14 protein-coding genes are annotated in these 12,142 nt (G+C 74.9%); 3 read left to right on the top strand and 11 right to left on the bottom strand.

Annotated elements, in window-relative coordinates:
- Positions 1-73: 73 nt before the first annotated feature.
- From der to ACFVQZ_RS35480, 5 genes are all read right to left on the bottom strand, one after another.
- The gene (gene der / locus ACFVQZ_RS35500; protein WP_030494515.1) at positions 74-1,522 is read right to left on the bottom strand and encodes a ribosome biogenesis GTPase Der; all 1,449 of its coding nucleotides are present in this window, start codon (positions 1,520-1,522) and stop codon (positions 74-76) included.
- Positions 1,523-1,598: 76 nt separating this feature from the next.
- Positions 1,599-2,243, bottom strand: a complete 645-nt coding sequence (locus ACFVQZ_RS35495) for a lysophospholipid acyltransferase family protein (protein ID WP_383628987.1) — start codon at positions 2,241-2,243, stop codon at positions 1,599-1,601.
- Positions 2,240-2,905, bottom strand: coding sequence for a (d)CMP kinase (gene cmk / locus ACFVQZ_RS35490; protein ID WP_036414613.1), 666 nt, complete (start codon positions 2,903-2,905; stop codon positions 2,240-2,242). Before cmk ends, ACFVQZ_RS35495 begins: the two co-directional genes overlap by 4 nt.
- Positions 2,906-3,065: 160 nt before the next feature.
- Positions 3,066-4,154, bottom strand: a complete 1,089-nt coding sequence (locus tag ACFVQZ_RS35485) for a prephenate dehydrogenase (RefSeq protein WP_030494518.1) — start codon at positions 4,152-4,154, stop codon at positions 3,066-3,068.
- 138 nt (positions 4,155-4,292) lie between these two features.
- The gene (locus ACFVQZ_RS35480) at positions 4,293-4,739 is read right to left on the bottom strand and encodes a YidB family protein (RefSeq protein ID WP_383628985.1); all 447 of its coding nucleotides are present in this window, start codon (positions 4,737-4,739) and stop codon (positions 4,293-4,295) included.
- 136 nt (positions 4,740-4,875) lie between these two features.
- Between ACFVQZ_RS35480 and ACFVQZ_RS35475 the strand changes: the two genes are divergently transcribed.
- From ACFVQZ_RS35475 to ACFVQZ_RS35465, 3 genes are read left to right on the top strand one after another with little or no spacing between them, the layout of a single operon-like run.
- Positions 4,876-5,211, top strand: coding sequence for a DUF952 domain-containing protein (locus ACFVQZ_RS35475; protein WP_030494520.1), 336 nt, complete (start codon positions 4,876-4,878; stop codon positions 5,209-5,211).
- A 55-nt stretch (positions 5,212-5,266) separates the two neighbouring features.
- Positions 5,267-5,725, top strand: coding sequence for a Rieske (2Fe-2S) protein (locus ACFVQZ_RS35470; protein WP_383628983.1), 459 nt, complete (start codon positions 5,267-5,269; stop codon positions 5,723-5,725).
- A 25-nt stretch (positions 5,726-5,750) separates the two neighbouring features.
- Positions 5,751-6,440, top strand: coding sequence for a DNA polymerase beta superfamily protein (locus tag ACFVQZ_RS35465; RefSeq protein WP_030494522.1), 690 nt, complete (start codon positions 5,751-5,753; stop codon positions 6,438-6,440).
- A 4-nt stretch (positions 6,441-6,444) separates the two neighbouring features.
- Here the strand turns inward: ACFVQZ_RS35465 and ACFVQZ_RS35460 are convergent, their stop codons facing one another.
- From ACFVQZ_RS35460 to ACFVQZ_RS35435, 6 genes are all read right to left on the bottom strand, one after another.
- On the bottom strand, positions 6,445-7,458 hold the full coding sequence (locus ACFVQZ_RS35460) for an ADP-ribosylglycohydrolase family protein (protein WP_030494523.1): 1,014 nt from the start codon (positions 7,456-7,458) through the stop codon (positions 6,445-6,447).
- Positions 7,455-8,183 carry an NUDIX hydrolase gene (locus ACFVQZ_RS35455; protein WP_030494524.1) on the bottom strand — a complete coding sequence of 243 codons (729 nt, stop codon included), beginning with the start codon at positions 8,181-8,183 and terminating at the stop codon, positions 7,455-7,457. Before ACFVQZ_RS35455 ends, ACFVQZ_RS35460 begins: the two co-directional genes overlap by 4 nt.
- Complete coding sequence (locus ACFVQZ_RS35450; protein ID WP_383628980.1) at positions 8,180-9,175, bottom strand: AAA family ATPase; 996 nt, start codon at positions 9,173-9,175, stop codon at positions 8,180-8,182. Before ACFVQZ_RS35450 ends, ACFVQZ_RS35455 begins: the two co-directional genes overlap by 4 nt.
- A 263-nt stretch (positions 9,176-9,438) precedes the next feature.
- Positions 9,439-10,563 carry a pseudouridine synthase gene (locus ACFVQZ_RS35445; RefSeq protein WP_030494526.1) on the bottom strand — a complete coding sequence of 375 codons (1,125 nt, stop codon included), beginning with the start codon at positions 10,561-10,563 and terminating at the stop codon, positions 9,439-9,441.
- A complete protein-coding gene (gene scpB, locus ACFVQZ_RS35440; protein WP_030494527.1) occupies positions 10,563-11,165 on the bottom strand; it encodes an SMC-Scp complex subunit ScpB in 603 nt (200 codons plus the stop codon). The genes ACFVQZ_RS35445 and scpB overlap by 1 nt, the downstream gene beginning before the upstream one ends.
- A complete protein-coding gene (locus ACFVQZ_RS35435) occupies positions 11,162-12,136 on the bottom strand; it encodes a segregation/condensation protein A (protein WP_030494528.1) in 975 nt (324 codons plus the stop codon). Before ACFVQZ_RS35435 ends, scpB begins: the two co-directional genes overlap by 4 nt.
- Positions 12,137-12,142: the final 6 nt, after the last annotated feature.

Here is a 12,142-nt window from a genome sequence, read left to right as displayed (position 1 = left end):
GGCCGGAGTCGTCCGGGACGACTCCGGCCCTCGGCCGTCTCCGGGGCACCGGGCGGTGCGCCCGGTGCCGCTGCTACTTCTTCTTGCCGCGCTTCTCGCGGACGCGCACCGAGATGTGGATCGGGGTGCCCTCGAAGCCGAACTCCTCGCGCAGCCGGCGCTCGATGAAGCGGCGGTAGCCGGCCTCCAGGAAGCCCGAGGCGAAGAGCACGAAACGCGGGGGCTTGGTGCCGGCCTGGGTGCCGAAGAGGATGCGGGGCTGCTTGCCGCCGCGGATCGGGTGCGGGTGGGCGGCGACGAGCTCGCCGAGGAAGGCATTGAGCCGGCCGGTGGGGACGCGGGTCTCCCAGCCGGCGAGGGCGGTCTCGATCGCCGGGACCAGCTTCTCCATGTGGCGGCCGGTCTTCGCGGAGACGTTGACCCGGGGCGCCCAGGAGACCTGCTGCATCTCGGTCTCGATCTCGCGCTCCAGGTAGTAGCGGCGCTCCTCGTCGAGCTCGTCCCACTTGTTGTAGGCGATGACGATGGCGCGGCCGGACTCGACGGCCATCGTGATGATCCGCTGGTCCTGGACCGAGATGTTGTCGGTGGTGTCGATGAGGATGACCGCGACCTCGGCCTTCTCGACGGCGGCGGCCGTGCGGAGGGAGGCGTAGTAGTCGGCGCCGGCCTGGAGGTGGACCTTCTTGCGGATGCCGGCGGTGTCGACGAACTTCCAGGTCTTCCCGCCGAGCTCGATCAGCTCGTCGACCGGGTCGCGGGTGGTGCCGGCCAGCTCGTTGACGACCACGCGGTCCTCGCCGGCGACCTTGTTGAGCAGGGACGACTTGCCGACGTTGGGGCGGCCGATGAGGGCGATCCGGCGGGGGCCGCCGACGGCCTTGCCGAAGGTCTGCTCGGGGGCCTCGGGCAGCTTGCGCAGCACCTCGTCGAGGAGGTCGCCGGTGCCGCGGCCGTGCAGCGAGGAGACCGGGAACGGCTCGCCGAGGCCGAGGGACCAGAGCGTGGCCGCGTCGGCCTCGCCGGACTGGCCGTCGACCTTGTTGGCGGCCAGCACGACCGGCTTGCCGGCGCGGCGGAGCAGCTTGACGACGGCCTCGTCGGTGTCGGTGGCGCCGACGGTGGCGTCCACGACGAAGAGGCAGGCGTCGGCGGCCTCGATGGCGTACTCGGCCTGGGTGGCGACGGAGGCGTCGATGCCGAGGACGTCCTGCTCCCAGCCGCCGGTGTCGACGACCTTGAAGCGGCGGCCGGCCCACTCGGCCTCGTACGTGACGCGGTCGCGGGTGACGCCGGGGCGGTCCTCGACGACGGCCTCGCGGCGGCCGATGATGCGGTTCACCAGGGTCGACTTGCCGACGTTCGGACGGCCGACGACGGCGAGGACGGGGAGCGGGCCGTGGCCGGCCTCCTCGATCGCCTCCTCGACGTCCTCGGCGTCGAAGCCTTCTTCCGCGGCGAGCTCCATGAACTCCGCGTACTCGGCGTCGCCAAGTGCCCCGTGGTCGTGCTGGTCGTTCATGAAGTCCGTTCCTTGATCATTCGTGGTCGGTGGGATCCGGCGGCGGAGCCGAGGGACCCACTACTGAGAGTGTCGCTCAGCGCCCGGTGAGGCGCCTGGCGTTTTTCAGGTGGTCGGTGAGGCGCTCCTGGATCCGCACGGTGGCCTCGTCCAGCGCCTTGCGGGTGCGCCGGCCGCTGCCGTCGCCGGCTTCGAAGGCGTCCCCGAAGACGATGTCCACCCGGCTGCGCAGGGCCGGGAGGCCCTTCACCAGCCGTCCGGGCCGCTCGGTGCTGCCGAGCACAGCGACCGGGACGATCGGGGCGCCGCTGCGGACGGCGAAGTAGGCGAGGCCGGCGCGGAGCGACGCGAAGTCGCCCTCGCCGCGGGTCCCCTCGGGGAAGATCCCGAGGACCCCGCCCCGCTCCAGCACGCCGAGCGCGTCGCCGATCGCCTTCCGGTCGGTGGAGTCGCGGTCGACCTTGAGCTGCCCGATGCCCTCCAGGAAGCCGCCCAGCGGCCCGACGAACGCCTCCTTCTTGATCAGGAAGTGCACGGGGCGCGGGGCGGTGCCCATGAGCATGGGTCCGTCGATGTTGTGCGCGTGGTTGACGGCGAGGATGACGGGGCCGGAGGCCGGCACCCGCCAGGCGCCGAGCACGCGCGGCTTCCAGAAGCCGTACATCAGCCCGATGCCGATGCGCCGGCCGACGGCGGCCCCCTTCGCGGAGGGCTCGGTCACTTGCCGCCCGCCCGCTTCTCCTCCACCAGGGTGACGACGCACTCGATGACCTGGTCGAGGGTGAGCTCGGTGGTGTCGACCTCGACGGCGTCGCCGGCCTTGGCGAGCGGGGAGGTCTTGCGGCTGGAGTCCGCCGCGTCTCGCTTGACCAGGGCCTCCTGGGTGGCCCGCACGTCGGCGCCCTTCAGCTCGCCGGAGCGGCGGGCGGCACGGGCCTCGGGCGAGGCGGTGAGGAAGATCTTGAGGTCGGCGTCGGGGAGGACGGTGGTGCCGATGTCCCGGCCCTCGACGACGATGCCCTGCGCGGCCTCGCGGGCGATGGTCCGCTGGAGCTCGGTGATGAGCGCGCGGACCTCGGGGACGGCGCTGACCGCGCTGACCTTGGAGGTGACCTCCTCGGTCCGGATCGGGCCGGAGGCGTCGGCGCCGTCGACCGTGATGGTCGGGCGGGACGGGTCGGTGCCGGAGACGATGACGGGCTTGGCCGCGGCGTTCGCCACCGCCTCGGCGTCGGTCACGTCCACGCCGTTGCTGATCATCCACCAGGTGATCGCCCGGTACTGAGCGCCGGTGTCCAGGTAGCTCAGCCCCAGCTTGGCGGCGACCGCCTTCGAGGTGCTCGACTTGCCCGTGCCGGAGGGGCCGTCGATGGCGACGATCACGGATTCCACGGTGAGGGGGACCTTCCTGGGTGGGCGGGCGGCCCCGGCGGCAGTGCGGGACCCCTCTAAGGTTACCGAGTCCCCACACCCGTACGGCCCAGCGTCCCCCGGGCCCCGGCCGCACCGCGGCGGGCCGCCGCCCGCCGCGCTCCGGCCGGCGTCAGGCGGTGCGCAGGGCCCAGCCCTGGGACTGGAGGGCCTGGGCGAGCGCGGGCGCCGCCTGGGGGTCGACCATCAGCTGGACGAGACCCGCCTGCTGCCCGGTCGCGTGCTCGATGCGCACGTCCTCGATGTTGACCCCGGCCCGGCCCGCGTCGGCGAAGATCCGGGCCAGCTCGCCGGGCCGGTCGCTGATGAGCACCGCGACCGTCTCGTACGCCGTGGGCGCGGCGCCGTGCTTGCCGGGGACCCGGGCCCGTCCGGCGTTGCCGCGGCGCAGCACGTCCTCGACGCCCTGGGCGCCGTCGCGGCGCTTGTCCTCGTCGGCGGACTGGAGCGACCGCAGGGCGCGGACGGTCTCGTCGAGGTCCGCGGCGACGCCGGAGAGGACGTCGGCGACCGGCCCGGGGTTGGCGGACAGGATCTCGATCCACATGCGCGGGTCGGAGGCGGCGATCCGGGTGACGTCCCGGATGCCCTGCCCGCAGAGGCGTACGGCGGACTCCTCCGCCTCCTCCAGGCGGGCGGCGACCATCGAGGAGACGAGCTGCGGGGTGTGGGAGACGAGCGCGACGGCGCGGTCGTGGGCGTCGGCGTCCATGACGACGGGCACGGCCCGGCAGAGCGCGACGAGTTCGAGGGCCAGGTTGAGGACCTCGGTGTCGGTGTCCCGGGTCGGGGTGAGCACCCAGGGGCGGCCCTCGAAGAGGTCGGCGGTGGCGGCGAGCGGACCGGAGCGCTCCTTGCCGGACATGGGGTGGCTGCCGATGTACGCGGTGAGGTCGAGGCCGGTCGCCGCGAGTTCGCGCTGCGGGCCGCCCTTGACGCTGGCGACGTCGAGGTAGGCGCGGGCGGTCCCGGCGCGCATGGCGTCGGCGAGGGTGGCGGCGACGTGCGCCGGGGGGACGGCGACGATCGCGAGGTCCACCGGGCCGTCGGGTTCCGTGTCGGTGCCGGCGCCGAGCGAGGCGGCGGTCCGGGCGCTCGCCGGGTCGTGGTCGCGGAGGTGGACCGTGACGCCCCGGCCGGCGAGGGCGAGTGCGGCGGAGGTGCCGATCAGTCCGGTTCCGATGACGAGCGCTGTTCTCACGGGGGTGTCCTTGGGGCGCGGGGCGGTAAGGCCCCAGCCTAGTCAGCGGCCGGGGGCGCGCGTGCGCGCGCCCGCCCTGCGAGACGTGACGGGGACGGGTCACGGTCGCCGGGGCGGGCGCGGTGCGGTGCGGGGCCGTCAGAGCTTCTGGGCCCGGATGATGTCCTCCAGCGAACCGCCCTCGGGCAGCGAGCCGCCCGGCGTCAGCTTGTCGACGGCCTCCGGCAGCGACCGGGCGATCTCGTCGGCGGCCTGCTGCGGCGAGACGCCGGCGTCCTGGGCCACCTTCTGGAGGGTCTCGTCGGGCAGCGCCTGGGCGATCTGGCCGCCGTCGACGGGCTTGTTCGCGCCGGTGCCGATCCAGGACTGGGCCTGCTCGGCGAGACCGGACCTGGTCAGCAGGTCGAGGAGCCCGCCGAGCGGGTTCTGGCCGCCGGCCCCGGCCGCGCCGCCGCCCTGGCCGCCCTGGCCGCCGGCGAGGGCGCCGAGGAGGGAGCCGAGGATGCCGCCGGCGCCTCCGCCGCCCTGGCCGCCGCCCCCGCCGAGCAGGGAGCCGAGGAGACCGCCGAGATCGTTGCCCGCCATGGTGCCGCCTTTCGTCCGGTGAGCCGGGTCGGGGACCCGCCGATGCCCCCCTCAATCTCACCCATACCGTGACCTTCCGCCACCCGGAGTAGGCGCGGACCGGCGGGCGCCGGTGGCGGGCCGGTAGAAAGGGCGGATGCTGCTCCATGTCGTGCCCCTGGACGAGTGGTCCGCGGACCCGGACCTCCCCTACGCCCCGCCGTCGCTCGCCGCCGAGGGCTTCGTGCACTGCTCGCCGGACGCGCAGGCGGCGCTGGCGATCGCCGACGCCCACTACCGGGACGTGCCGGGCCCGCTCCTGGTCCTGGTCGTCGACGAGTCCCTGCTGACCGGCGAGGTCCGCTGGGAGGGTTCCGAGGACCGGCTCTTCCCGCACGTGTACGGACCGCTGGAGCGCGCGGCGGTGACCTCGGTCCTGGAGGTGCTGCGGGACGCGGACGGCCGTGCGAGGGAGTTGGCGCCCTGGGTGTAGGCGGGGTCCGGCGTGTTGCGGGGGCGCTGCGGCGCACCGGGCGAAGCTGGGCCGTATGACTTCACGGACGACACCCCGCCGCGCGGTCCTGGCCGCGGCCCTGACGACGGCGACCGCGGCGGCGGCCACCGGCTGCGGCTCGGACGGCGGTGGGGGCGGCGACGGCGGTACGGAGTCGGGCGCGCCGGCCACCACCGCCCCGGGCGGCACGGCCAGCGCGCCGGCGGGCACCCCGCTGGCGAGCACGTCGGAGATCCCGGTGGGCGGCGGCACCGTCTTCGCGGACCGCAAGGTGGTCGTGACGCAGCCCGTGGCGGGCGAGTTCAAGGCGTTCTCGGCGATCTGCACCCACCAGGGCTGCGCGGTCACCAAGGTGGCGGACGGCACGATCGACTGCCCCTGCCACGGCTCGAAGTTCGCGATCGCGGACGGCGCGGTGAAGGCCGGGCCGGCGACGAGGCCGCTGCCCGCCGAGGAGATCACCGTCTCCGGGGAGACGATCACCCTCGCGTAGCCTGGCCGCCATGACCGCCATGGACATGTCCCCCGAGGCGCTGGTGCGCGAGCACACCGTCTACGCCTGTGTGATGGGCTCGCGCGCCTTCGGTCTGGCGACCGAGGACAGCGACACCGACGTCCGGGGCGTCTACCTCGCCCCGACGCCGCTCTTCTGGCGCTTCGACAAGCCCCCGGCGCACGTGGAGGGCCCGGCCCCGGAGCAGTTCAGCTGGGAGCTGGAACGCTTCTGCGAGCTGGCCCTCCGCAACAACCCCAACGTCCTGGAGTGCCTGCACTCCCCGCTCGTCACCCGCACCACCGAGGTGGGCGCCGAGCTCGTCGCGCTGCGCGGCGCCTTCCTCTCCCGGCAGGCCCACGCCACCTTCGTGCGGTACGCGGGCGGCCAGCGCCGCAAGCTGGAGGCGGACGTCCGCCAGTACGGGCATCCGCGCTGGAAGCACGCCATGCACCTGCTGCGCCTGCTGGCGAGCTGCCGGGACCTCCTCCGCACCGGCGCGCTGCGGATCGACGTGGGCGACGACCGGGAGCGGCTGCTCGCGGTGAAGCGCGGCGAGCTGCCGTGGCCGGAGGTGGAGGCGTGGATGAACCGCCTCCAGGACGAGGCCGACGGCGCGCTCGCCGCCTCCCCGCTCCCGCCGGCCCCCGACCACGCGCGCGTGCAGGACTTCCTGGTCCGCGCCCGCCGCGCCTCCGCCCTGCAGGAGCTCTAGCCGCTCACGCGTCCCAGAGCGCCCCGAGGGCCAGCAGTTCGTCCCGGTGCTCGATCCGCGCGGTCCACTCGGCGGGCCAGGCGTCGGCGCCGAGGTGGGCGCCCGCGAACGCGCCGGCGAGGGCGGCGATCGAGTCGGAGTCGCCGCGGGTGCAGGCGGCCCGGCGCAGCGCGGTCACCGGCTCGCCGGGGAACATCAGGAAGCAGAGCAGCCCGGTGGCCAGCGCCTCCTCCGCGATCCAGCCGTCGCCGGTGTACGCGCACGGGTCGAGCTCCGGGTCGGCGGTGCGCTGCACGGCGGCGAGCCGTTCCAGGACGGCCAGGCACTCGTCCCAGCCGCGCCGGACGAAGTGCGCGGCGCTCGGGTCCTGGGAGCGGGTCCACAGGTCGCCGAGCCAGCGCTCGTGGTACCGGTCGCGGTTCTCGTACGCGTACGAGCGCAGCTGCCCGACGAGCCCGGTCGGGTCCGCCCCCTGGGCGAGCAGCCACACGGCCCGCGCGGTGAGGTCGGAGGCGGCGAGCCCGGTGGGGTGCCCGTGGGTGAGCGCGGCCTGGAGCTGGGCGGCGCCGGCCCGCTGCTCCTCGCTGAGGCCGGGGACCAGCCCGATGGGCGCCACCCGCATGTTGGCCCCGCAGCCCTTGGAACCGATCTGGCTGGCGTCCTGCCAGGACCGGTCGCTGTCGAGGAGGTGACAGGCGAGCATGCAGGTACGGCCCGGGGCCCGGTTGTTCTCCGGGGAGCGGTACCAGGCGACGTACTCGTCGCGGAGGGGCCGGGCGAGCCGGTGCGGGGTGAGCGATCCGCTCTCCATGGCGGTCTTGACGCCCCGGGCGAAGGCGAGCGTCATCTGGGTGTCGTCGGTGATGTACGCGGTCCCCCGGGTCACCGGCAGCTCCATCGTCCGCCACGGACCGCACTTCGCGAGGATCGAGGGCACGTCGTTGAACTCGGTCGGGAAGCCCAGCGCGTCGCCGAGCGCCAGCCCCATCAGCGTCCCCGTCGCGGCCTGCTTGGTCATGCGGATCGTCCTTCCGGTCGGAGCAGCGGCGGGTGGAGGGCCGTGGCCTCCCCCGCCCGGTAGAGCGCGGCCGGTTTCCCCCGTCCGCCGGTGCGGCGCGGCGGTCCTTCCACGGGCTCCACGAAGCCGGGGGTGGTGAGGACCTTGCGCCGGAAGTTGGGGCGGTCCAGCGGGACGCCCCAGACCGTCTCGTACACCTGCCGGAGCTCGCCGAGGGTGAACTCGGGCGGGCAGAAGGCGGTGGCGAGGCAGGTGTACTCCAGCTTGGCGCCGACGCGTTCGCGGGCGTCGGCGAGGATGCGGTCGTGGTCGAAGGCGAGCGCCGGGACCTCGTCGTAGGGCAGCCACCGGGCCTCCGCCGCGTCGCCGCCGCCGCGCGGTTCGGGCAGGTCGGGGACGAGCGCCGTGTAGGCGACCGAGACGACCCGCATGCGGGGGTCGCGGTCGGGGTCGGTGTAGGTGCGGAGCTGTTCGAGGTGGAGCCGGGCGACGGTCGCGCCGCCGAGCCCGGTCTCCTCGGCGAGCTCGCGGCGGGCGGCGGCGCCGGCCGACTCGCGGGGCAGCACGAAGCCGCCGGGGAGCGCCCAGGCGCCCGCGTAGGGCTCCTGGCCGCGCTGGACGAGGAGGACGTGCAGCCGGCCGGAGCGGACGGTCAGCACGGCGAGGTCGACGGTGACGGCGAAGGGCTCGAAGGCCCGGGGGTCGTACCCCTCGGGGGGGTTCATCGGCGCTCCGGGAAGGGGGTGGCGAGGAGCGCGTCGACGGCGGCGACGGCGGTCGCGAGGCGTTCCTCGTGGGGGCCGGTGAGGACGACGGTGCGGCGTCCGGTGCGGGTGAGCCGCGCGAGCAGCCGGGCGGTGGTCCAGGCCCGGGTGCCGTCGTCGGCGGGGCCGGCGCCGCGGTGGTCGGTGAGCAGCCAGAGGTCGTGCCGGCCGCGGGCGGCGACGGCGCCGGTGGCGGGGCTGACGGTGCCGAGGTCCCGCTCGTGCCGGACGGCGGTGGCGAAGGCGTCGGTGTCGCAGACGAGGAGCGGCGAGCCGGCCCGGGCGGCCTCCTCCTCCCGTTCGGCCTGCTCCTGGGCGAGGACGGGGAAGTCGGCGGAGTGCGGCGGGCCGTCGGAGGGGCCGGGGCCGGGCCGTACGGCGCGCGGCTCGGGGACGCACCGGGTGCGCGCCCAGACGCCGCCACGCCGCCGGTAGTGGTCGGTGAGGGCGCGGGCGAGGGTGGTGGTCCCGCTGTGCGCGGCGCCGAGGACGACGACCCGGCGGGTGAGCGCGGCCCGGACGGGCGCGGCCAGCAGGTCCCAGTGGGCGGCGGGGTCGGCGCGGACGGCCGCGGTGGTGACCGGGTGGGTCCGGCGTCCGGGGTCGACGGCGACGGCGCCGAGGCGGCGGGCGAGCGCGTCACCGTACGGCGCCGAGGTGAAGACGGCGTCGACGGGTTCCCGGACGGCGGCCGCGACGGCGGCGGGCAGGTCGGTGCCGGGCTCGGTGTCGGCGCCGAGGACGAGGGCGCCGGGGTGCAGCTCGCGCATCCAGGCGACCCGCTCGGCGGGCGGCAGCGGGTCGGCGGCGGTGCCGGCGACGACGACGGTGACGCGGGCGCAGCGGCCGAGGGCGGTGCGGACGAGGTCGTGGTGGCCCGCGTGGGGCGGGCAGAACCGGCCGGGGACGAGGCCGTGGCCGTACGCGGCGCCGGGGCCGTGAGGCGTCTTCACGCGGTCGCCTCCTGTCGGCTGGTCCGGAGCTCCACCGTCCCCGGCCGTGGCCGGTGTCCTGGTCCACCCCCGTGGGTCCAGGTCCGCCGGCCGGGTGCGGCAAGCGGGGACGGTGGAGCGTTGTGCGTGCCCGACTCTTTAAGAGTCACCCTGACTATAAAAGACGGCGGACCGCCCGCACAAGGCCGGACAAGCGGAGAGGCCCGTGCCCCGCGCGGATCGCGCGGGGCACGGGCCTCCGGCCGTCAGGAAGGGCTCGCCCTCTACAGGCCGACTTCCTTCATCAGCATGCCGACCTCGGTGTTGGACAGCCGCCGCAGCCAGCCCGACTTCTGGTCGCCCAGGGTGATCGGGCCGAAGGCGGTGCGGACCAGCTTCTCCACCGGGAAGCCCGCCTCGGCGAGCATCCGGCGCACGATGTGCTTGCGGCCCTCGTGGAGCACGACCTCGACCAGGTAGTTCTTGCCGGTCTGCTCGACCACCCGGAAGTGGTCGGCGCGGGCGTAGCCGTCCTCCAGCTGGATGCCCTCCTTGAGCCGCTTGCCGACCTCGCGGGGCAGCGGGCCGGTGATGGCGGCCAGGTAGGTCTTCTTCACGCCGTACTTGGGGTGGGTGAGACGGTGGGCCAGCTCGCCGTGGTTGGTGAGCAGGATGATGCCCTCGGTCTCGGTGTCGAGCCGGCCGACGTGGAAGAGCCGGGTCTCGCGGTTGGTGACGTAGTCGCCGAGGCACTGGCGGCCGTCCGGGTCCTCCATGGTGGAGACGACGCCGGCCGGCTTGTTCAGGGCGAAGAACTGGTACGACTGGGTGGCGACGGTCAGGCCGTCGACCCGGATCTCGTCGCTGTCCTTCACCCGGAGGCCCTGCTCCAGGACGATCTCGCCGTTGACCTCGACGCGGGCCTGCTCGATCAGCTCCTCGCAGGCGCGGCGCGAGCCGTAACCGGCGCGGGCCAGCACCTTCTGGAGGCGCTCGCCCTCCTGCTCGGCGCCCGGGAAGGTCTTGGGGGTCTTGACCTCGGGCTTGTTCGCGTACCGCTCGCGGTTGCGCTCCTCGGCCCTGGCCTCGTACTCGCGCGAGCGCGCCGGGGCCGTCCGGCCGCCGCCCCACCGCTGCCCGGAGGGCTGCTTCGGGGACTGCTTGGGCCCGCCCTTGGCGCCGCCGCGCGCCGCCTCGCCGCGGCCCTTGCGGGGGCCGCCCTTGGCGCCGTCGGAGGGCATGTTCACGTCGTACGCGCGCTCCTCCGGACGGGTCTTGCGGGGGCGGCCGGCGCTCTGGCCGCGCTCGTCGCGGTTGTTGCCCGCGCCCCGGTAGTTGCCGCGGCCGCCGCTCTTGGCACCACGGCTCCCGCCGTTGTTTCCGCTGTTCCTGCCGCTGCTGCTTCGCATCAAACTTCCGTCGTCTCTTCGTCCGCTGGTCCGTCCCTGTCGGGATGGAACGACGGAACGCCTTCCAGGGAGTCCGGTTCGACCGCGTCCGCCTCGGGGAGGAAGGGCGCGAGCTCCGGGAGTTCGTCCAGGCCGCGCAGGCCCATCCGCTCCAGGAAGTAGTTCGTCGTCCTGTACAGGATCGCACCTGTTTCGGGTTCCGCGCCCGCCTCCTCCACCAGACCCCGCTGGAGCAGGGTCCGCATCACGCCGTCGCAGTTGACCCCGCGGACCGCGGAGACCCGGGAGCGGCTGACCGGCTGGCGGTACGCGACCACCGCCAGGGTCTCCAGCGCGGCCTGGGTCAGCCGGGCCTGCTGGCCGTCCAGGACGAAGGCCTCGACGGCGGCGGCGTGGGCGGGGCGGGTGTAGTAGCGCCAGCCGCCGGCGACCCGGCGCAGCTCGAAGCCGCGCCCGTCGGCGGTGTACTCGTCGGCCAGCTCGTGCAGGGCGTCGGCGACCTCGCGCGGGGTGCGGTCGAGGACCTTGGCGAGGTGCGCCTCGGTGGCGGGCTCGTCGACGACCATGAGGACGGCTTCGAGGGCGGGCTTGAGGTCGCTCATGCGGGCTCCGGTGCTTCCTGGTCGAACTCTGCCGTGACGCGGGTCTCGCCGTCGCCGCCGGTCCAGGCGACCGTGAGCTCGCCGAGCGGGTCCGGCTGGTCGAGGGCGACGGCCTTCTCCCGGTACAGCTCCAGGAGGGCGAGGAAGCGGGCGACGACGGTGAGGGTGTCCCCGGCGTCCTCGATCAGCTCCCGGAACCGCGCGGTGCCGCGCTCGCGCAGCAGGGCGGCGACGACGCCCGCCTGCTCCTGGACGCTGACCAGCGGGGCGTGGATGTGGTCCACGTACACCTGCGGGGCGGCCTTCGGCTGCAGGGCCTTCACGGCGAGCTTCGCGAACCCCTCGGCGCCGATCGAGATGACGACCTCGGGCAGCAGCTCGGCGTGGTGCGGCTCCAGGCCGACGGTCCGGGGGTGCCGCCGCCCCTCCGCCTCCCAGCGCTCCGCGAAGATCTCGGCGATCCGCTTGTACGCGCGGTACTGGAGGAGCCGGGCGAAGAGCAGGTCGCGGGCCTCCAGGAGGGCGAGGTCGGCCTCGTCCTCCACCTCGGCGGCGGGCAGCAGCCGGGCGGCCTTGAGGTCGAGCAGGGTGGCGGCGACGACCAGGAACTCGGTGGTCTGGTCGAGGTCGCCGTCCGGCCCGAGCGCCCGGAGGTGGGCCATGAACTCGTCGGTGACCTGCGAGAGCGCGACCTCGGTGACGTCCAGCTTGTGCTTGGTGATCAGCTGGAGCAGCAGGTCGAACGGCCCCTCGAAGTTGGCCAGCCGCACGGTGAACCGCCCGTCCCCCGCTTCGGGGCCCGGCTCCTCCGGCGGCGGTACGGCTCCGGGGGCGTCGCCCGGGACGGCCGCGGGTTCGGCGGCGGCCGGGGCGGGGGGTGCGGTCCCGGGGGCGCCGGAGGGCGGCCCGCCGCCCCGGCCCAGCGCGCGGCGGCGCGGTGGGCGGGACGTTTCGTCGGCGTGCGGGTGCATCGGGGC

This window comes from Streptomyces sp. NPDC057854 (assembly GCF_042797055.1).
Taxonomy (GTDB): domain Bacteria; phylum Actinomycetota; class Actinomycetes; order Streptomycetales; family Streptomycetaceae; genus Streptomyces.
The sequence above is the reverse complement of the archived record's forward strand: the minus strand, read 5'-3'. Positions and strand labels throughout refer to the sequence as shown.

Bases quoted from the DNA above. Each gene is read 5' to 3' on its own strand.
- der (WP_030494515.1), bottom strand. From the start codon at position 1,522: ATGAACGACCAGCACGACCACGGGGCACTTGGCGACGCCGAGTACGCG.
- ACFVQZ_RS35480 (WP_383628985.1), bottom strand. From the start codon at position 4,739: ATGGCGGGCAACGATCTCGGCGGTCTCCTCGGCTCCCTGCTCGGCGGG.
- ACFVQZ_RS35475 (WP_030494520.1), top strand. From the start codon at position 4,876: ATGCTGCTCCATGTCGTGCCCCTGGACGAGTGGTCCGCGGACCCGGAC.
- ACFVQZ_RS35470 (WP_383628983.1), top strand. From the start codon at position 5,267: ATGACTTCACGGACGACACCCCGCCGCGCGGTCCTGGCCGCGGCCCTG.
- ACFVQZ_RS35465 (WP_030494522.1), top strand. From the start codon at position 5,751: ATGTCCCCCGAGGCGCTGGTGCGCGAGCACACCGTCTACGCCTGTGTG.
- ACFVQZ_RS35460 (WP_030494523.1), bottom strand. From the start codon at position 7,458: ATGACCAAGCAGGCCGCGACGGGGACGCTGATGGGGCTGGCGCTCGGC.
- ACFVQZ_RS35455 (WP_030494524.1), bottom strand. From the start codon at position 8,183: ATGAACCCCCCCGAGGGGTACGACCCCCGGGCCTTCGAGCCCTTCGCC.
- ACFVQZ_RS35445 (WP_030494526.1), bottom strand. From the start codon at position 10,563: ATGCGAAGCAGCAGCGGCAGGAACAGCGGAAACAACGGCGGGAGCCGT.
- scpB (WP_030494527.1), bottom strand. From the start codon at position 11,165: ATGAGCGACCTCAAGCCCGCCCTCGAAGCCGTCCTCATGGTCGTCGAC.
- ACFVQZ_RS35435 (WP_030494528.1), bottom strand. From the start codon at position 12,136: ATGCACCCGCACGCCGACGAAACGTCCCGCCCACCGCGCCGCCGCGCG.